Origin of the sequence: Collinsella aerofaciens, assembly GCF_040910325.1 — a bacterium.
GTDB classification, from domain to species: domain Bacteria; phylum Actinomycetota; class Coriobacteriia; order Coriobacteriales; family Coriobacteriaceae; genus Collinsella; species Collinsella aerofaciens_BL.
In genome coordinates, this window is the sequence record NZ_JBDGAV010000020.1 from 1 (window position 1) to 20,344 (window position 20,344).

Genomic DNA, 20,344 nt, shown 5'->3' on the forward strand with positions numbered 1-20,344 from the left:
GGAGCGGACAACGGGGCTCGAACCCGCGACCCCAACCTTGGCAAGGTTGTGCTCTACCAACTGAGCCATGTCCGCTTGCGGGTTATTAATTTACGCGAGTTGTCCAAAAGACGCAAGTACTTTTTTCAAAAAACTTGTCTGCCGCATGTTCTTAGTAGCTAAACGCGCTAAAGCGATTGGCTAGGCACACGATTCCAGCGCTCCGCTAAACAGCTTCACCATCTGCACGCACGTGCCGGCGCCGTCCGTACGACGAGCAACCTCCACGTTATCGACGAGCATACGCATAAGCTTGATGCCACGGCCGCGCTCCTCAGATGCGACCGGTTCGCTCGTTTCATCAATAGAATAGCCGGCACCTCGATCAAGCACCTCAACCACAACGCGATCGCCATAAGCCTGAACCGTCAGGACGCACCCGATACCGCCCGCATGGTCATAGGCATTACCCAGCGCCTCCCCCGACGCCAATGCGACATCGTAGCGCTCGTCACGGCGCAACGGAAGCGATTCAAGGAGTTCAGCGATGCGATGTCGGTAGTATGGAAGATTCTCGATACCCTGACGGACCTCGACGCTCTTACTCCAGCGAGGCAGCTCCCCCACCGGAATGGCGGGAATAGACTCCCGTGCCGGCCCCGCGACATGAAGGATATCGACAAGACGAGCAATCTCCAAAAAGCGAACAACTTCACCTGATGCATTGACGAGCGAAAGCAGGCCTTCTCGCCTCATGAGCTCACGAGCGCGCGTAAGCAGGAATGCCAAGCCCGTCGAATCGATAAAGCTAACAGCCTGGCAGTTGATGCCAACACGACGCGCGCCGCGGCCAATCAAAGCATCCAACCGCCGACGCAGCGCAGGCACCGTGGCGATGTCGATATCGCCTGGTGGCGTCAAAACCGCTATGTCATTCCACTCATTCATACGACCATGGTTCCCCAAAAAAGCCCACTCGATGCATTCGTTTCCCCAACCGTACGGATTCAGCCCGCCCAGCGTCGTCTATGAACGACCCCGTAAAAACTCAAGGGACACCAATGCAATGTCATCGTCCAGCGCCGATTCGGTAAATCGGTCAAGCTCGCCCAAGACCTTGCCGCAGATTCCCGATACGCCCTCACCCGAGACAGAGAGCAGAAGGTCACGAAGGCGCTGCTCGCCAAAGAACGCTCCGGTGCGGTCACGGGCCTCAATCGTTCCGTCCGTATACATGAAGAGCATGTCGCCAGGAGCGAACGTAAACACGCCTGTCTCGTACACCATGCTCTCAAAGGCACCGATTACGCCCGATTGGCATCCAAGCAGCTCGACCTCTCCCCCACGGGCCTCGCCACCACCCAGCGGCATCGACTCTGGCCTGATGACCATGGTCGGAGGATGGCCCGCCGAACAATACGTTGCGCGTCCGGCTTTAAGGTCAATCTTGGCGATAAAGGCCGTCACGAACGTCTCGACCCTCGAGAAGCCCATGAGCATGCTGTTAAGGGAGCGTGCCATGCGGGCCGGTCCAGCGCCCTCCCAGGCATATGCCGTCAGGGCCGTCTTGACGAGCGCAGACATCGATGCGGCCTCAATGCCTTTGCCAGACACATCACCCAGAATCATGACGGCGCAGTCGTCGGGAAGACGGATGAGCGTATAGAAATCGCCGCCGACCAACGCCGAGTTCGTGGCCGACAGGTACACCGAATCGGTTGCGATACCCGGAACATCCCCCAGGGAATTTCTCATGCCGATCTGAAGGGTCTGAGCAATATGGCGCTCCTCGCGCTTTTGAGATTCGCCCTCGTAGATCAGTTCAAAGTCATGCGCTAAGTGCACCAAGTAGTCATATTCAAGGTCATCAATCGGCTCTTGGCTACCATCACGAAGCAGCAGCGCGCGCGTCGTCGGACTCTTCGCAACAGAAGCAGGAACAATCGCGTCGTTACTGTGCTTGCCATCACCCTCAGAGCGCGGGCGCCCCGCCTCGATGCCGGAGTCGACGTAGAGACCTTGACAAGGCAGACCATGCGCCCTAAGCCAGCCTCCCATAGGCATCGATTCGTCAACGCGAGTTATACGGACGTGTTTAAGGTCCTCGGCACTCGTGCCGCCCAAAACAGATGCCTCAAAGCCATCAGGGCCAGCCCCCAGACGTGCCGCCGGCGCCGTCGTGGAAAAGAAAAGCTTCTCGGGATCGTCCGGCAAAGCAACGCGACTGCCGCCTTCAAAATCTATGACGTAGGAATCCAGACTAGCGTCATACTCAACAGGACAAAAATGGCAGTTAAGCATATTGCAGATCTCGGACGATACCGCCTGGGTAGCCGCGGCGGAATCGTCTAGAAAGGTAAACAACTCATCACGCAAGACATTGAGCGAGCGGCCAAGCTCGGCCGTGCGACGGGAGCGAAGGCTCGATGCCATGCCGACCAGCTGGATAGACAGGTAATCGCAAATGACCTCGAGCACATTAACGTCATAGGCGAGCGGTGCCTGAGGGCGTTTCCAACCAACTTCCAGCACGCCAAGGATCTGCGTACCGTAAAAAACGGGAAGACAGATCTCGCTGCGGTACGGAGGCATATCCTGCATGCGCAACAGGTGCTTAGAACGATTGTCCAGGTCCATGAACATACCGGAGGCGGCCTTATCACCCTCAAGGTCCTGTTGAATCGACAAGCGACAGGCACGCGACTCACGAAGAACATACGTCGGAATGCCAGCGCCATACGGCAAAAACTCAGGCAGGTAGCTGTCGTACAGTTCCTTGGAAACACCGCGAAGTTTAAAACCGCCGCTCTCAGAAAAATAGATAGCGGCACCCGAAGCATCGAGCGTTCCTACAAGCTGGTTCAAAACGGTATCAAGTAAGCTGGGCAGCTCATCGGAGCCCACGGTACTCATAATGACCGAGAGCGTGCCAGAGAGGCGCTTGTTCGCCACTCTAAGCTCCGAAAGCGCACGCTTGAGCTGACGGTCGTGCGAATACTGTTCTTCGATGCTATGGAGCGCCACCAGGACACGTGGCGCGCGGCGCCCAAAGATGCGTGGAGGCGTTACGGAGCCCGCACGAACCAAGACGGGGATAAAGGAGCCATCGCTCAGCTTGAGCATCAGTTCGTTCTCGGAGCCATCAGTTTCAAATGGCAGACGATGTTCCGTCGCACGTTCAAAAGCGGACGAGTACAGGACGTCTTTAACATCTCCACCGATGACGTCGGCGCGTTCCTCGCACATCAAACCAAGTAAGCGATTGTTCACATGCAGAATGGTTCCGTCGAGCTCGCAGATGATGACAGCATCGCTCGTGATCTCGACTAGCTGGGCAACGTCTGCCCACTCGTTGCGTTCAAGCGTTTCCATCGTGGACCCCACCGTCTATCGGTAACAAAAAAGCCTCCGAAGAGGCTTCTCAAATGCGATGGTGTCGGAGGCGGGACTTGAACCCGCATGACCAAAAAGCGGTCACTAGCACCTCAAGCTAGCGCGTCTGCCAATTCCGCCACTCCGACATGCTATGTTGTTGATTCACGGTTCGTTTTGTTGGACCCGCGCGTTCAACGAGGAAGATAATAACCTATGATTCGAGAACTGTGCAAGCACTTTTTTCAAAAAAGTTTACGAATTTGTAAATGCGCTGGTAGATCTATATGTTCGGCCCCGAATCGGTGTTGCCTCCCGGCGCGTCCTCGGGCATGAGCGATATTTTGTTGCGCACTTCGTGCTGCAAAATATCGCTCCCCCTGCGGAATGCGCCGGGAGGCAACACCGATTCGGGGCCTGCAAATACATACTTCAGGCACAGTTCTCAAACATGTTCTGGGGGCTGATGCAAATTTGGTGGCTCGGCTTTGCCGAGCCCTTATATAAAGAGGCCGGAGCTAAAGCTCCGGCCTCACTAACTTTCCTATTAGATTAAGTGAGCGATCAGGGAATCGCACTCCCCCTGCCGAGTTACCGCAGGGCCCGCCCTGGCGTTGCTTTTCAGAACATCCCGCAGGACGCAAGAAACCCCCGCCGCACGAAGTGCGCAGCGGGGGTTTCTTGCATGTCCGAGGACGTTCTGAAAAGTAACTTCAGGGCGGGCCCGGACGAGAACAACTGACTACAGGTCGATGTGCGATTCCTTGATCGGGAACGGCTCCGCGAAGTGGCAGGCACAGCAGTGGCCCGGGGCAACTTCCTTAAACTCAGGCAGCTTCTCGGAGCAGATACCCTGCGCGATCGGGCAGCGCGTGTGGAAACGGCAGCCGGTCGGCGGATCCAGCGGTGACGGCGGGTCGCCGGCAAGGATAATGCGCTTGCGGGTCTTCTGGATATCAGGATCGGGAACCGGAACGGCAGACAGCAGCGACTGCGTGTACGGATGGTGGGGCTCGCTGTAGAGCGTCTTCCAGTCCGAAACCTCGACCATCTTACCCAGATACATAACGGCAACGCGATCGGAGATGTGCTGCACGACGGACAGGTCGTGGGCGATAAACAGATATGCGGTACCGAACTTGTCCTGCAGTTCCTTGAGCAGGTTCAGAACCTGGGCCTGGATGGACACATCCAGGGCGGAAACAGGCTCGTCGCAGATGATCAGCTTGGGCTTCAGAGCGAACGCGCGGGCGATGCCGACACGCTGGCGCTGGCCGCCCGAGAACTCGTGCGGATAGCGGTTGATGTGCTCGGGGTTCAGACCAACGACGTCCAGCAGCTCGCGGACACGCTCAATGCGCTCCTCCTTGGTGCCCACGCCGTGAATGGTCATGGGCTCGGAGACGATCTCACCGATGGTCATACGAGGGTTGAGCGAAGCATAAGGATCTTGGAAGATAAACTGCATCTCGCGACGCATGTCCTTGATCTCATGCTTGCTCATCTCGGCAACATCTTTGCCCTGGAAGAACACTTTGCCAGCCGTCGGCTTGGTGAGGCGCATGATGGTGCGGCCCGTCGTGGACTTACCGCAACCAGACTCGCCAACCAGACCGAAGGTCTCGCCAGGATAAATCTCAAAAGAGATGTCATTTACAGCAGAGACGACGCGCTTGGAAAAACGCTTGGCGAACATGCCGGACTCTGCGGGAAACTCCTTAGAGAGGTGCTCGACCTTCAGCAGTGGAGTGCGCTCGTTATTGCCTGCCATTTACGCCTCGCCTCCCTTCTTGGAATCCTTGCGCGTACGGGACGTCTCAGGGGCGTTCTTGAGGAACTCGGGGTCACCGGAGTAGTGGCACGCAGAGTAATGACCAGACTCGGTGACAACGCGCTCGGGGCGCTGCTTGCGGCACTTGTCCGTCGCATAGGGGCAGCGAGGAGAGAAGACGCAGCCCTCGGGCAGGTTCATGAGCGAAGGCGGGTTGCCGTGAATCGGCGTAAGCGGCTTCTTCTCATCGATAGCCTGCTCCGGGATGGAGCGGATCAGGCCCCAGGTGTAGGGGTGGCGACTCTCGTAGAAGATTTCCTCAGCAGTACCGAACTCGACGGGACGACCGGCGTACATAACCATGATCTTGTCGGCCATATCGGCGACGACACCCAGGTCATGGGTAATCATGATGATGGCGTTGCCGTTCTTCTCCTGCATTTCCTGCATGAGCTCGATAATCTGAGCCTGAATGGTAACGTCCAGGGCAGTCGTGGGCTCGTCGGCAATCAGAATATCGGGATCGCAGGCAAGAGCCATAGCAATCATGACGCGCTGACGCATACCGCCAGAGAACTGGTGCGGATACTCATTGACGCGCTTCTCGGGCTCGGGGATACCCACGAGGTCCAAAAGCTCGGTAGCGCGCTTGAGCGCCTCCTGCTTGGAGTAGCCACGGTGCAGACGAAGACCCTCGCCCACCTGCTTGCCGATCTTATAGACCGGGTTCAAGGAAGTCATAGGATCCTGGAAGATCATCGCGATGTCGTTACCGCGAATGTGCTGCATCTCTTCCTCGGTCATCTCGAGGATAGAACGACCGCGATAGCGAACGTCGCCGCCCTCGATCTTTCCCGGAGGCATCGAGATAAGACCCATGATGGTCATGGCGGTCACGGACTTACCGGAGCCGGACTCACCGACGACGCCCAGGGTCTCGCCGCGATCGAGCGTGTAGGAGACACCGTCGACAGCGCGAACAACGCCATCCTCGGTGTGGAAATACATCTTAAGGTCATCGACCTCGAGCAGATGCTGGCCCTCGGGAACCGGCTGGTCCTTCAGGTCCACATAGTTCTTGTTCTTCTTCATCCTTATGCGTCCTTCATCTTGACGTCGAGGGCGTCGCGCAGACCGTCACCCAGCAGGGTGAAGGCGAGCACCGTCGAGAGAATTGCCAGACCGGGCATGATCATCATCCAGGGAGCAGTCAGAAGATACTGCTGACCGTCCTGAATCATGGAGCCCCACGAAGGCGTAGGCGGAATAACGCCCATGCCGAGGAAGGACAGAGCGGACTCGGTCAGAATGGCGCCACCAATGTTCATGGTCGCGTAGACCACGATGGAAGCGACGGAGTTCGGGAAGATGTGACGCACGACGATACGAGCATCAGATGCACCCATCGCGCGCGCAGCGTCAACATAGTCGTTTTCCTTGACCGTCAGGATTGCGGATCGGAAGACGCGCGCAATCGAAGGCCAGCCGAGAATACCGATGGCGATAAAGACGTTCTGAAGACCACGGCCGATAACAGCGATCATGGCGACAACGAACAGCACGTACGGGAATGCCAGGAAGATATCCGCGCAGCGCATGATGATCGTATCCCAGATACCGCCGTAGAAACCAGCCAGAGCACCCATAACCAGACCGATCACCGTGGAGATCGCAGTGGCCATAATACCGACGGAAAGCGAAACACGTGCACCGTAGATAACGCGGACGAGAATGTCACGACCAAGGGCGTCGGTGCCAAACGGGTGCTCGGCACACGGAGCCAGCAGCGACGTCTCGGCCATGGTGGTCGAGTCGGAAGCCGTCGGCGAACCGAGCCAGGGCTTAGCCCACAGATCTGCGGTCAGGGCAACCACAACGACGATGATGATCCAGCAGACACCGATAACGGCGAGCTTGTTCTTGCGAAGACGCTTAAAAGCGTCGCCCCACAGCGTGCGGGACTTGGCGGGAGCAGAGGCGGCCTTGGTGGCGGTAGCCTGCTCCTGAGACTGAGAATCAGTTTCCTGCATGAGACGTACCTCCCTTAGGCCTTATCCGACGGACCGCCAAGGCGGATGCGCGGGTCGAGGAATGCATAGCTAATGTCGACGAGCAGGTTGATCACCATGACGACGACGACAATGAGCGTAACGCCGCCCATAACGATGGGCCAGTCACGCATGCTAATGGCGCGATAGACCTCATAGCCGATACCGGGCCAGTTAAAGACCGTCTCGGTCAGGATGGCGCCCGAAAGCATGCCGCCAAAGTCGACACCAATATAGGTAACGACGGGGATGAGTGCATTCTTAAGCGCGTGCTTGATGATGATCGCGCGATTGGAGAGACCCTTGGCCTTTGCCGTACGGATGTAATCCTGGTTCATGACGTCAAGCAGCTGCGAGCGCATAATGCGGGCGGCGTAAGCGGTCGAAACCGAAGCCAGCGTAATGGTCGGAAGCACATAGTGCATCCAATCCTGATACTGAGAGCTGGAACCGCCGGCACCCGAGATCGGCATGGAGAATGCACCGCCCGTGGCGTCCTTGAGAATGACGCCAAAGAACAGTTGCAGCAACATACCGAGCCAGAAGGCCGGGACGGCAACGAGGATCGACGTGGTGAGCGTTACCAAAATATCCCAGAAGGAATAACGCTTTACCGCCGAAATGATACCCGCACCGATACCCATGATTGCCTCGAGCACGATGGCGCACGCGGCAAGTTTGACCGTATACGGATACTTCTGGGCAAAGATTTCCGTAACCGGCAGCTTGCGCTGGTACGAATTGCCCAGATCGCCATGAAGCAGGCCGTTCATGTAATACAAGTAACGGTCCACGAGCGACGTTTGAACGGGGTCGCCGTTCTCGTCAAGAATCGCGTTGCCGTCCTCGTCCGACTGGACTAGGTGATAGCGGACGCGAAGCTGAAGCTCCACCTCGGGGGACAGAGCCTTGTCTCCACCGATCAGCTTGATCGGATCTCCCGGCACGATATTCTGGAGGGCGAACAGAATCAGCGTAACGCCCAAAAACACCGGGATGAACTGAAGCACACGTTTAACGATGTACTTACCCATACCACTCCCCTATCTAGGGATTAACCTAAATGGGATGCCGATCGCCAGACCGGCATCCCAAAATTACCATCAGCCAGTTTACCCCAGGTTAGGGAGAACTGTATGTTTCCCATGAGGTCTACGTAAATACTTGACCCTCACGGAAGCTGCAAACTCTTAGGCGAGCTCAGCGGTACCCAGCTCGGCGTGCTTCTGCGGATCGACATAGAGGTGCTTGATGCGATCGGAGCCGACGATGGTGTGCGTGTAGAACATCACCGGGATGACCGGGCAGTCGGCAGCGACCATAGCGTCAGCCTCCTGCATCTTAGCGACGCGCTCTTCGTCGTCAACCGTAGTACGAGCCTCGTCGACCTTGGCGTCGAACTCGGGGTTGTTGTAACCAGAGCGGTTGTCGCCACCGAGGGAGTCGGAGTGGAACAGCGGATACAGGAAGTTATCCATGATCGGGTAGTCGGCAATCCAGCCAAGACGACCGAACTGATAGTTGAAGTTCTGATACTGCTCGAGCAGGGCAGACCACTCAGGGGTATCGGAAGTTGCGGTAACGCCAACCTTGGCGAGATCGCCGATGATGGACTCCATGATCTCCTTGTGGCCACCGTCCTGGTTGTAGGACAGAGTCACGTTAATGCCACGATCGCCGTTAGCGTCAGCGGGAGCAACCTTGTCGAGGTACTCGTTGGCCTTGTCGACGTCGTAGGCGCAGAACTCCCATGCGCCCTCCTTGTAGCCATCGATGCCCGGAGGAACAATGCCGTCGGCGGGGGTACGGGTACCCTTGAAGATGGTCTTGCAGATGGCCTCACGGTTAATGGCCAGGGAGATACCCCTGCGCAGGTCGGCGTTGTTGAACGGCTCGGCCGTGTTGTTGCAGGTCAGGTAGTAGGTGGAAGGCTCGGCGCCGAGCAGCATGCGCTCGCCGTCGCCCATGGTGTAGCCGTCCTTGGACACGCCGCGATCCTTCTTGGCGGCGTCGATCTGAGCAACGGGAACGTCGCAGACGTCGAGGTTACCGGCCTGGAACTCCTTGTAAGCGGTCTCCATGTCCTTGATGACCTGGAAGTGGATGCCATCGATCTTGGCCTTGTCGCCATAGTAATCGTCGAACTTCTTGAGGTTGATCTCCTGACCATCCTCCCACTTGCCGTCCATCATGAACGGGCCGTTACCGACCGGTGCAAGATAGAAGCTCTTGGCATCGGACTCGGCGCACTCGGGAACCGGGGCCAGAGCCGGGTGAGAGGCGACGAAGGGGAAGTCGGCGTAAGCGGAAGACAGCTTGACGACGAGGGTCTCATCGTCGGGGCAAGTAACACCGCTGAGCTCGGTAGCGTTACCGGCAAGCAGGTCGTCATAGCCCTCGACCATGGAAAGGTGATAGGAGACCTCGGAAGGGCCGTACTCGGTAGCGATGGCCGACTTGGTGTTGACCAGACGCTCCCAACCGAGCTTGAAGGACTTGGAGGTAACGTCGTCACCGTTGTGGAACTTGGCCTTCTTGATCTTGAAGGTAAACTCGGTGGCGTCGTCGTTGGCCTCAAAGGACTCGCAAGCCAGCGGAACGATCTCGCCCTTCTCGGCGTCATAAGAGGTCAGAGCGTCAAAGAGCTGGTACTCGACCTGAGTGCCCTGGTCCTCCTGGACATTGTAGGGGTCGATGCAGACCGGGTTGTTGATGTAGAAGTTCAGCGTCGAACCGGACTCAGAACCGGAAGCGTCGCCGCCCTTCTTGCCGCATGCGGCAAGAAAAGCCATGGAGCTCGCAGCGAGGGTGCCGCCAACAAAGGCGCGACGACCCATAACGGGCTGGTGGAACATAGAATCAGCCATGCCATCCTCCTTATGAGATAGGACAAAGAAATGTTCAGTCGGACATATGTCGAGACAATCCGATCCGAACCATCAAAACGCCGCCCGCTGCTATGGCTGGTTATGCACAACGGACCAACGTTTTGCAATACAGTAGCGCATTTTATGCACGATTTGGGGCTAATTCCGGTTAACGGTCGAGAATTTCTTTAGTTGGGCGAAGTATGTGGGGATATTTTGACTCTGTTACAAATATGTAAACAAAAAGGGTCCCGCACCTGCGAGACCCATTGCAAACGTATATACGCCGATGCTTAGTAGCCGACGATGCCCTGCGGGAAGAAGAACATGCACAGGACGACGCACACGGCAAAAACAACGGCCATAATTACCGTCAGGCGATCGAGGTTCTGCTCCATGACGCCCGTGGCAGAGCTGGAGTTATACAGCGAGCTAGCGATCATATCCGAAACGCCGGTGCCCTTACCGGAATGCATCAGGACGAGAATCGTCAGCGCCACGGCAGAGACAGCCCAAACGACAAACAGAAGAATCTGGAACGGACCCATAGATAAGCTCCTTAATAGAACAATTCAAACTCCAGTACTGTACCACAACCCCCGACACTCCCCCACCTGCCATTTGGGGACGGGGCAGATATGGCAGAAATACCAAAAATAAGGGGGTTGCCCGAATATGGACAACCCCCTTCAAAGAAACGCTTGGCGTTTTCTCTTAGGCCTCGGCGGCGAGCACGCGGCCCGTCATCTCGGCGGAAGGCTCCAGACCAGCCATGGTAAGCATAGTCGGGGCGATATCGGAGAGACGACCGTCCTCGATACCGGTGAGCTGTGCCTTCTCATCAACGATGATGAACGGCACGCGGTTGGTGGTGTGAGCCGTGAACGGATGCTTGGAACCGTCGGAAGCAACGTCAAACATGTGATCGGCGTTGCCGTGATCGGCGGTAATCAGCGCAAAGCCGCCCTTAGCGAGAATCGCCGGGACAACCTTGGACAGAGCATCGTCAACAGCCTCGACAGCCTTAACGGCGGCGTCGAAGACACCGGTGTGACCAACCATGTCGCAGTTCGCGAAGTTCACGATGTAGAAATCAGCGCGATCCTCGTTGATGGCGGCGACAAGCTTCTCGGTAACCTCGGGAGCGCTCATCTCGGGCTGCAGATCATAGGTAGCGACCTTGGGGGAAGCGACGAGCACGCGCTCCTCGCCCTCCTTGGGCTCCTCCATGCCGCCGTTAAGGAAGAACGTCACGTGTGCGTACTTCTCGGTCTCGGCGGTGTGCAGCTGCTTCAGGCCATTGGCGGCGATAACGTCAGCCAGGACGTTCTCGGGGAACGTCTTGGGGAAGGCGACCTCGACGTCAAACGTCGGATCGTACTCGGTCATCGTCACAAAGTGCGAAAGCTTGATCTGCTCGCGCTCAAAGCCGTCGAACTCCTTGTCCGTGAACACGCGGGTCATCTGACGAGCGCGGTCGGGACGGAAGTTGAAGAAGATGGCCGCGTCGCCCTCGTGGATGCCCTCGTTGTGGGCAGCGAAGGGCTCGACGAACTCGTCGCCGCGCGGATCCTTCTCGTAGTAGGCCTTGATACCGGCAACGGGGTCGGTATCAGCATCGGACGCGTTGACCATGACGTCGTAGGCGCGCTGGATGCGCTCCCAACGATTATCGCGGTCCATGGCCCAATAACGGCCCGAGACGGTGGCAACGCGAGCGTCGCAACCGGTCTCCTCAGAGATCTTAGCCAGGAAGGCGCAGAACTCACTCATGTAACCGGCACCGGACTGCGGGTCGACGTCGCGACCATCCATGAAGGCGTGGACGCGAACGGTCTTGACACCGTGCTCGGCAGCCATCTTGACCAGAGCCTCGACGTGGTTCATATGAGAATGAACACCGCCAGGGCTCATAAGGCCCATGAGGTGGAGAGTCTTGCCGTCAGCCTTGACATCGTCCATAGCCTTGACGAAAACCTCGTTCTTGGCGATGGAGCCGTCCTTGATGGCATTGTTGATGCGCGAAAGTTCCTGGAACACGATGCGGCCGGCACCGATGTTGAGGTGACCCACCTCGGAGTTGCCCATCTGGCCATCGGGAAGACCCACGTCCTCGCCCGAAGCGCCGAGCGTGGTGTGGGGGTACTTCTCATACAGGCTGTCAAGGAAGGGCGTCTTGGCAGCGGCGACGGCGTTCTCGCCATCGGCCGGAGCCAGGCCGCAACCATCCATGATGATCAGGAGTGCAGGAAGATGACGCTGTGCCATATGTCCTACTCGCCTGCCTTGACGACCATAGAGGCGAAGTCGGCAGCCTTGAGCGAAGCGCCGCCCACGAGGGCGCCGTCAACGTCGGGCTTGGCGACGAGCTCGGCAATGTTGCCGGGCTTGGCAGAGCCACCATAGAGAACGCGGATGCCGTTAGCGAGCTCCTCGCCGAACATCTCCTTGAGGGTCTCACGGATAGCGCCGCAGACCTCCTGAGCGTCCTCGGCGGTAGCGGTCTTGCCGGTGCCGATGGCCCAGATGGGCTCGTAGGCGACGACGACCTGCTTGGGGCAGGTGATCTCAAGACCAGCAAGGCCAGCCTTGACCTGGTTCACGACGTGCTCGACATAGGTGCCAGCCTCGCGGACCTCGAGGGACTCGCCGCAGCAGAAGACGGGAACAAGACCGGCGGCAACGAGGGCCTTGGCCTTCTTGTTCTGATCCTCATCGGTCTCGTGGAAGTAATCACGACGCTCGGAGTGACCGATGATGCAGTAGGTGCAGCCAGCGGACTTGAGCATGTCGCAAGAGGACTCACCGGTGAAGGCACCCTTGGCCTCCCAGTACACGTTCTGTGCACCGAGGGCAATGGGGGCAGCCTGAATACGGTCATGAACCGTGATGATGTCGATGGTCGGAGGGCAGACGAGCACCTCGACGCCGGCCGGAACCTCGGGCAGAGCCTGAGCCAGCTCGTCGGCGAGCTTGGCGGCCTCGGCGACGTCGTTGTTCATCTTCCAGTTACCAGCGATAAGAAGGGTGCGATTAGGCATCGAGAAGCGCCTCCACTCCGGGCAGGGCCTTACCCTCGACGAGCTCCATGGAGGCGCCACCACCGGTGGAGATCCAGCTCATCTTGTCGGCCAGGTTGAACTTGTTGACAGCTGCGACAGAGTCGCCACCGCCGATGATCGAGGTGCAGTCGGCCTCGGCGACAGCCTCGGCGATAGCCTGGGTGCCGTGAGCGAAGTTGTCGAACTCGAAGACGCCCATGGGACCATTCCAGAACACAGTCTTGGCGCCCTTGACGGCCTCGGCGTAAAGCTCCTCGGTCTTGGGGCCGATGTCCATACCCTCACGATCGTCGGGGATAGCGTCGGAAGCGACAACCTCGGGGACAGCGTCCTCGCCAAAGTGATCGGCAACGCGGTTGTCGATGGGGAGCAGGATCTTGACGCCCTTCTCCTCGGCCTTCTTGAGCATCTCGCCAGCGCGCTCGACCCAGTCCTCTTCCTTGAGGGACTGACCGACGGACAGGCCCTGAGCCAGGAAGAAGGTGTAGGCCATACCGCCACCGATGATCAGGGTGTCAGCAGAGTCGATGAGGTGATCGAGAACGCCGATCTTGGAGGAAACCTTGGAACCGCCGACGATGGCGACGAAGGGGCGCTCGGGCTCGGCGAAGATGCCGGTCAGCGTGTCGACCTCCTTCTCGAGCAGGAAGCCAGCGACTGCGGGCAGGTAAGCGGCGGGGCCCACGACGGAACCCTGGGCGCGGTGAGCGGTGCCGAAGGCATCGAGAACGAAGACGTCACCATAGGAAGCGAGCTTCTTGGCGATCTCGGGATCGTTCTTCTTCTCACGCTTATCGAAGCGGACGTTCTCGAGAACGAGAACCTTGCCCGGCTCGACGGCAGCGACAGCCTCGGCCGCCTTCTCGCCGTAAGTGTCGGCGACAAAGGCAACGTCGAGACCAGAGAGCTCGGCGAGCTTCTTGGCGACGGGCTCGAGGGACAGCTCGGGCTGGAAGCCGGTGCCATCGGGACGGCCGAGGTGGCTCATGAGGATGACGCGAGCGTTGTGCTCAACGAGATAGTTGATGGTGGGCAGGGCAGCCTTGATACGGGTGGTGTCGCCAACGACGCCATCCTTGATAGGCACATTGAAGTCAACGCGGACGAGAACGCGCTTGCCGTCGACATCGATGTCGCGGACGGTCTTCTTGGTAAAGGCCATGTTTGCTTCTACCTTTCGTACGTGTCTGCCTCCCATTACGGCAGACGATTTCTTATAAAAAGGGCGCGACCCTAGGGTGTAAGCCCTATAAGGCCGCGCCCTTCTTTAGACGCTCAACGAGCTATTCGCTAAAAGCTAAATTAAGCAACGAACTTCTCGAAGTACTTGATGGTGCGGACCATCTGAGAGGTGTAAGAGTTCTCGTTGTCGTACCAAGAGGTGACCTGAACGAGGGTCTGGCCGTTGCCGAGGTCAGAGCACATGGTCTGAGTGGCGTCGAAGATGGAGCCGTGGGTCTCGCCGATGATGTCGGTGGAGACGATGTCGTCCTCGTTGTAACCGAAGGTCTCGGAGATGGTGGCAGCGTAGGCCTTCATAGCAGCGTTGACCTCGTCGACGGTGACCTTCTTGTCAACGACAGCGTAGAGGTTGGTGATGGAGCCGGTCGGCGTCGGGACGCGCTGGGCAGCACCGATGAGCTTACCGTTGAGCTCGGGGAGAACCAGGCCGATAGCCTTGGCAGCACCGGTGGTGTTGGGGACGATGTTGACGGCGCAGGCACGGCTACGACGCTTGTTGCCCTTGCGCTGCGGGCCGTCGAGCGGCATCTGGTCGCCGGTCCAGGCGTGAATGGTGGTCATGATGCCGGACACGATGGGAGCGAAGTCGTTCAGACCCTTGGCCATCGGGGCGAGGCAGTTAGTGGTGCAGGAAGCAGCGGAGATGATGTTGTCCTCAGCGGTCAGCGTCTCATGGTTGACGTTGTACACGATGGTGGGCAGATCGCTGCCGGCCGGAGCGGAGATGACGACCTTCTTGGCGCCAGCGTTGATGTGGGCCTGAGCCTTAGCCTTGCTGGTGTAGAAGCCGGTGCACTCGAGAACGACGTCGACGTCGAGGTCGCCCCAAGGCAGGTTGTTGGCGTCGGCCTCCTTGTAGATCTTGATCTCCTTGCCGTCAACGGTGATGGAATCCTCGCCAGCAACGACCTCGTGATCGCGAGCGTAGTTGCCCTGCGTGGAGTCGTACTTCAGCAGGTAAGCGAGCATATCGGGAGAGGTGAGGTCGTTGATAGCGACGATCTCGGAGCCCTCATGACCGAACATCTGACGGAAAGCCAGACGACCGATGCGACCGAAGCCGTTAATAGCAACCTTTACTGCCATTGTGTCTCCTTTCGTAAGGCCCCCGCGAGCTACAGCGCCCGCCGTTGAGGCCCACAAACTAACCACTCGCCTAATATACCTTTTTTTTGACTTGAATTTCACGAGAATGCTCGAAATTGAAAATCAAATTTACGTTAAAACGTTTTAAAGACTAAAATAGCAGCTAAATCCGTATATAAGTCGATACTTTAACCTACCTGTTTGCTTCAATGAGCTTTTCAAGCCGTAAAACACGATGGTAGAGGGCCGACTTCGACAAGGGAGGGTCAGCCATCTCCCCCAAATCACGCAGCGACAGATCGGGATAGCGCTCGCGCAGGTCGCAAAAGACCGCCAAGGCGTCCGGAAGCGTGTCGCGCAAACCCCGCTGCTCGAGCTCATCGATAAGCGCAAGTTGATGCTGGGCAGCACCGGCGCTTCTGGTCTGGTTGGCGAGCTCGGCATTCACGCGACGGTTCACATCGTTCTTAACCAACTTGACCGCGCGCGCCTCCTCAATCTCGGCAACGCTGCGCTTGGCACCAATCAGCTTTAATAGATGCTCGATTTCCTCGGCGCTCTTAATGTACACGGCATATGACCCCCGCCGCGCATTAACACGAGCATGGACCCCAATCTGCTCCAACAAATCGCAAAGCCCCTTGGCATATTGCTCGCCCTGCACCGCGATCTCCAAATGAAAGTCGCCGCGGGGATCGGCCACGAAACCGCCGGCGATGAGCGCGCCGCGGATGTAGGCAAGCCTGCAGCAGGGACGGGCAACGATGTGCCGGGGAACACCAGCGACGAGCCCTCCCCTGCGATCGAGAATGCCCAGCAGCACCAGAGCCTTGTCCAGGTCGGGTTGATCGGGCAGGGTAATGAGATAGTTACGGACCTTATGCAAGACCGATTTACGAACGGTGAATTCCGTTTTGAGCTTAAGGATGCGATGCGTCAGTGTGATCATCGTGCGCGCGACGGCGCCCGTCTCGGTCGCGACCGTCAAACGATACCGCCCGGAGCCGGCCAGCGAAAGTGTACCGCTCACACGCGTCAGGGCGGCAAGCGTCGACAAGTCGCAGTATTCACATTCGGGTTCGCAGCGCGCGAGCTCGTCGCGCACCTCGGCGGTAAACGACATGCAGGCCTATGCCTTCGTGTTGGCGCGTGACAGGTCGCGGTGGGAAATGCTCACGTGATATTGGGCGCCTTCCAAATAACGTGCCGTGGCCTCGGCGATGGCAACGCTGCGGTGTTGACCGCCCGTGCAGCCGATGGCGATAGAAAGCTGTGGCTTGCCCTCCGCGATATAGCCCGGCATCACCGTATCGAGCAGCTGTGTCCAAGCCTTCCAAAACTCCTGCGTCTTGGGATGGTCCAGAACAAAATCTGAGACCTTTTTATCGAGACCGGTCATCGTGCGCATCTCGGGATCGTAGAACGGATTGGGCAGGAAACGAACGTCGATCATAATGTCCGCCTCGACGGGCATGCCGTGCTTAAAGCCAAACGAGAACACGTGAACGTCCATGAGCTGCTGGTCGGACAGCTCGGAAAATGCCATACGTAGCTTGTTGCGCAGCGCAGAGGTGCGCAGACGGCTCGTGTCGATAATCATATCGGCTCGGTCGCGCACGCCCTGCAGCTGAAGGCGCTCGCGTTGAATGGCATCGGCCGTAGTCTCCCCCGGCTTGGCAATGGGATGGCGGCGGCGATTTTCGCTGTAGCGACGAATCAGCACCTCGTCAGAAGCCTCCAGGAACACGATGTCGCAGCTCATCTCGCGCTCTTCGAGCGCGGCGACCGCATCGAGCAACTCGTCAAACAGTCCCTGGCTACGCAAATCGCAGGTAACGGCGAGATGCCTGCCCACGCCCGTATTGATGCCGACGAGCTCGGCAAGCTGGGCGATGAGACGCGGAGGCAGGTTATCGATGCAAAAATAGCCCATGTCCTCGAACACGTGCATGGCCTGTGTGCGGCCCGATCCGGACATTCCGGTGATGATGACGATATCGGGGATGCGCTCCGAGCGCTCCGCCGCATCCATGGCATCTCCCTTTTGCATGTGCTGCCTCCCGAAAACAAGCGCGGGACCCAGCAACCCGGATCCCGCGCGGTCAATTGCCTATATTGAGTATACCGCCCCGAGCGGATACGAGGCCTGTCTTACGCCTCAAGCGCAGCCTTGAACCAACTCGTAATACTCGTGGGGTGCGTGATGGCGGTGCCGACGACAACGGCCCAGGCGCCAGCATCGATCGCAGCGCGAGCCTCCTCGGGCGTATGCACGCGACCCTCGCAAATGATGGGAAGGCCGGGGAATTCCTCAGTCGCCTGGCGCAGGAGCGGCAGGTCGGGGCCATCGGCCATGGTGCAGTCGATGGCGGCGACGCCGTGAGAAAGCGTGGTGGATACAAGGTCGAAGCCCATATCAACAGCACGGCGAATGTCCTCGATGGTGGCGCAATCCGCCATCAGGAGCACACCCTCCTCGTGCAGCGGGCGGAAGGTATCCTCGACCGTCTTGCCATCGGGGCGCGGACGATCGGTGGCGTCGATCGCCACGATATCGGCACCGGCAGCAACGCAGGCGCGAGCGTGACGCAGCGTCGGCGTGATGTAAACGCCCTCGTGCCCATCCTTCCACAGGCCGATGACGGGAACCTCACAGCGACCCTTAATGGCGGCAATGTCGGCAAGGCCCTGGCAGCGAATGGCGGCGGCGCCGCCGAGCTCGCAAGCGCGAGACATTTGCGCCATGGTCTCGGGCGTACGAAGCGGCTCGCCCATATACGCCTGAACGCTCACGACGAGCTTGCCCTTCAGGGACTGGATCAAAGGATCAACGGTCATAAGGCTGCAACCTTTCTTAGAACAGCCTCCCGAGGCGTGTTGTCTCGGGAGGCTCCTACAGCAGATACTTTTACTTCAACGAGGCAAGAAGATGCTCAGCGGCACCGATGAGCGGAGCATCGCCCTCCAGAGAACCGATGAGGATCGGTGTGTTCTGAAGCGGATCGAGCGCCTGGCTGGCATAGCCCTCGTGCACCGAATCCTTCCACGTCTGCGAACGCCAATCGGGACCTTGGTGAATCACGCCGCCCGAAAGCACGATGACCTCAGGGTCCAGGATGTTAGCGAGCGAGCCCAAGCTGGCGCCCAGCGCAAAGCCGGCGTCATGGATGACCTCGGTCGCCTTTGCGTCGCCCGCACGGCACAGGTCGTTCACATCGCGACCGACCGAAGGACGGCTGGGGTCGACGCGGCCAAAACGCTCATCGTACATTCGACCAATGGAAGTGCCCGAAGCAACCGACTCCAGATGGCCGGAACGCCCGCAGGCGCAGGGAATGCCGGCGGCAGCCGAGCACTCGATGTGGCCCATATGACCGGCAGCACCATGGAAGCCCTGCATCACGCGGCCGTTCTCGACATATGCGCCGCCGATGCCCGTACCGATGCCAAGACACAAGACGGAGAACTTGCCCTTGCCGACGCCCCAGTGGGCCTCACCCAGAGCATGAGCCTGCACGTCGCCTACGACGGCAACGGGAAGACCGAGGTCCTCGCGCAGGCGCGGCCCCAACTGAACGCCGGACCAGCCGGGCATGATCTCGTTGGCATACGCGATGGCGCCCGTCTTGGGATCGACGACGCCGGCGGCACCGATGCCGACGCCAAGGACCTCGACATCGGGATTCGCCTCGAGAGCAGCCTTGATGGACGCCTCGATACGCTGGAAGACGGCCTCGCCGCCCTCTTGGGCCTCAGTGGGAACCTCGGCCTCAAAAACGGGATGAGGCACACTGCCGTCAGCCGGGTACTCCATGATGGCAGTCGCGATCTTAGTTCCGCCGATATCGACAGAGCAGACGTACTTGTTCTCCATGTCGCTCTCCTTAGGAGATAAAAAACAACTACAGGAAATGAAGGCTGCGTTATCGCCGCAGCTTGGTAAAGGTTTCCCGGGTGCCCGAGGTTGGGGTGAAAGCGGTCGGGCGTTGACCTAATGGGTCACGCTCGACCGCTTGAGCCCCAAGATCGGGTGCCCGGGGAAGCTTTACAGGAGACCGTTGTCCTGGAGGACCTTCTTAATCGCCTCGACGTTCTCGCCGGTCATGGCCTTCACCGGGCGCGGCATGGTCGGGCTGTCGAAGATACCCATGAGGTTCATAGCGGTCTTGAAGGCGCCGACGCCACCGGCATAGCCCTGGACGCCCGAGGTGACATCCCAGATGTGCGAAATCTCATTGAGGCGATCCTGCTCGGCCTTGACGGTAGCCCAGTCACCAGCCTGAGCGGCCTTCCACTGACGCACGTAGCCCTCGGGCTCAACGTTGGCGAGACCCGGGACGGAACCGTCGGCGCCACCGAGGTAGGCGCCGTCGACAACAACCTCGTGGCCGGTGAGAATGCTCATCGGATGGCCGTTCTTCTCGTTCTCCTGAACGAGGTAGCGGAACGAGATGTCATCACCCGAGGAATCCTTGACGCCGGCCAGAACGCCCTCGGCGCCGAGCTTGGCAAGGAGCTTCCAGGGGAGCTTGGTGTGAACGCAGACGGGAATGTCATAGGCAAAGATGGGCAGGTCGAGCTCCTCGTGCAGGATGCGGAAGTGCTCCTCGACCTCGGTCATGCCCTGCAGGGCATAGAACGGGCAGGTGGCGACGAGGGCATCGGCGCCCAGCTCCTGGGCGACCTTGCCGTGCTCGATCATGCGCTCGGTCTCGGTATCGATGATGCCGACCAGAACAGGCACACGGTGGTCGACGATACGAACGGCCTCGGCGATAATCTGGCGACGGCGCTCGTCGGTGGAGAAGACGACCTCGCCCGAGGAGCCCAGGAAGAACAGGCCATCGACGCCGGCATCGATCATGCGGTTGATGCTGCGCTCAAAGGAGGCAACGTCGAGCTGGTGGTCTTCGGTAT

At 58.9% G+C, this 20,344-nt stretch carries 17 protein-coding genes and 2 tRNA genes; all 19 read right to left on the bottom strand.

The window, feature by feature from the left end; genetic code table 11:
- Window positions 1-2: 2 nt before the first annotated feature.
- Window positions 3-75 (bottom strand) — tRNA-Gly (locus tag AB5Z25_RS08270).
- A gap of 105 nt (window positions 76-180) precedes the next feature.
- Window positions 181-927: an anti-sigma factor antagonist gene (locus AB5Z25_RS08275; RefSeq protein WP_368135286.1), complete on the bottom strand. Its 747-nt coding sequence runs from the start codon at window positions 925-927 to the stop codon at window positions 181-183.
- 78 nt (window positions 928-1,005) lie between these two features.
- Window positions 1,006-3,351, bottom strand: coding sequence for a GAF domain-containing SpoIIE family protein phosphatase (locus tag AB5Z25_RS08280; protein WP_217108462.1), 2,346 nt, complete (start codon window positions 3,349-3,351; stop codon window positions 1,006-1,008).
- A gap of 59 nt (window positions 3,352-3,410) precedes the next feature.
- Window positions 3,411-3,500: transfer RNA gene (locus AB5Z25_RS08285), tRNA-Leu, on the bottom strand.
- Between the two features lie 593 nt (window positions 3,501-4,093).
- Window positions 4,094-5,122, bottom strand: coding sequence for an ABC transporter ATP-binding protein (locus AB5Z25_RS08290; RefSeq protein ID WP_368135287.1), 1,029 nt, complete (start codon window positions 5,120-5,122; stop codon window positions 4,094-4,096).
- Entirely contained in the window at window positions 5,123-6,214 is a 1,092-nt protein-coding gene (locus AB5Z25_RS08295; RefSeq protein WP_117564867.1) for an ABC transporter ATP-binding protein, read from the bottom strand. It lies immediately after the preceding gene.
- A gap of 2 nt (window positions 6,215-6,216) precedes the next feature.
- Window positions 6,217-7,152, bottom strand: coding sequence for an ABC transporter permease (locus AB5Z25_RS08300; protein ID WP_055286934.1), 936 nt, complete (start codon window positions 7,150-7,152; stop codon window positions 6,217-6,219).
- Between the two features lie 14 nt (window positions 7,153-7,166).
- Window positions 7,167-8,204 (bottom strand): ABC transporter permease, encoded by a 1,038-nt coding sequence (locus AB5Z25_RS08305; protein ID WP_117877270.1) that lies wholly within the window; start codon window positions 8,202-8,204, stop codon window positions 7,167-7,169.
- Between the two features lie 156 nt (window positions 8,205-8,360).
- Window positions 8,361-10,037, bottom strand: coding sequence for a peptide ABC transporter substrate-binding protein (locus tag AB5Z25_RS08310; protein WP_368135288.1), 1,677 nt, complete (start codon window positions 10,035-10,037; stop codon window positions 8,361-8,363).
- A gap of 293 nt (window positions 10,038-10,330) precedes the next feature.
- Complete coding sequence (gene secG / locus AB5Z25_RS08315; protein ID WP_006236144.1) at window positions 10,331-10,585, bottom strand: preprotein translocase subunit SecG; 255 nt, start codon at window positions 10,583-10,585, stop codon at window positions 10,331-10,333.
- 166 nt (window positions 10,586-10,751) lie between these two features.
- Entirely contained in the window at window positions 10,752-12,305 is a 1,554-nt protein-coding gene (gene gpmI / locus AB5Z25_RS08320; RefSeq protein ID WP_368135289.1) for a 2,3-bisphosphoglycerate-independent phosphoglycerate mutase, read from the bottom strand.
- Between the two features lie 5 nt (window positions 12,306-12,310).
- On the bottom strand, window positions 12,311-13,078 hold the full coding sequence (gene tpiA / locus AB5Z25_RS08325; RefSeq protein WP_368135290.1) for a triose-phosphate isomerase: 768 nt from the start codon (window positions 13,076-13,078) through the stop codon (window positions 12,311-12,313).
- Window positions 13,071-14,261, bottom strand: coding sequence for a phosphoglycerate kinase (locus tag AB5Z25_RS08330; protein ID WP_022094881.1), 1,191 nt, complete (start codon window positions 14,259-14,261; stop codon window positions 13,071-13,073). The genes tpiA and AB5Z25_RS08330 overlap by 8 nt, the downstream gene beginning before the upstream one ends.
- A gap of 140 nt (window positions 14,262-14,401) precedes the next feature.
- Window positions 14,402-15,427 carry a type I glyceraldehyde-3-phosphate dehydrogenase gene (gap, locus tag AB5Z25_RS08335; RefSeq protein WP_022094880.1) on the bottom strand — a complete coding sequence of 342 codons (1,026 nt, stop codon included), beginning with the start codon at window positions 15,425-15,427 and terminating at the stop codon, window positions 14,402-14,404.
- Window positions 15,428-15,620: 193 nt separating this feature from the next.
- Window positions 15,621-16,550, bottom strand: a complete 930-nt coding sequence (gene whiA, locus AB5Z25_RS08340) for a DNA-binding protein WhiA (protein ID WP_195544121.1) — start codon at window positions 16,548-16,550, stop codon at window positions 15,621-15,623.
- A gap of 6 nt (window positions 16,551-16,556) precedes the next feature.
- Window positions 16,557-17,477, bottom strand: a complete 921-nt coding sequence (rapZ, locus tag AB5Z25_RS08345; RefSeq protein ID WP_022094878.1) for an RNase adapter RapZ — start codon at window positions 17,475-17,477, stop codon at window positions 16,557-16,559.
- Between the two features lie 101 nt (window positions 17,478-17,578).
- A complete protein-coding gene (locus AB5Z25_RS08350) occupies window positions 17,579-18,265 on the bottom strand; it encodes an N-acetylmannosamine-6-phosphate 2-epimerase (RefSeq protein ID WP_022094877.1) in 687 nt (228 codons plus the stop codon).
- Window positions 18,266-18,335: 70 nt separating this feature from the next.
- Window positions 18,336-19,301, bottom strand: coding sequence for an ROK family protein (locus AB5Z25_RS08355; protein WP_138339842.1), 966 nt, complete (start codon window positions 19,299-19,301; stop codon window positions 18,336-18,338).
- Window positions 19,302-19,472: 171 nt separating this feature from the next.
- Window positions 19,473-20,344: dihydrodipicolinate synthase family protein (locus AB5Z25_RS08360; protein WP_368135291.1), on the bottom strand; the 872-nt coding region annotated here is incomplete at its 5' end.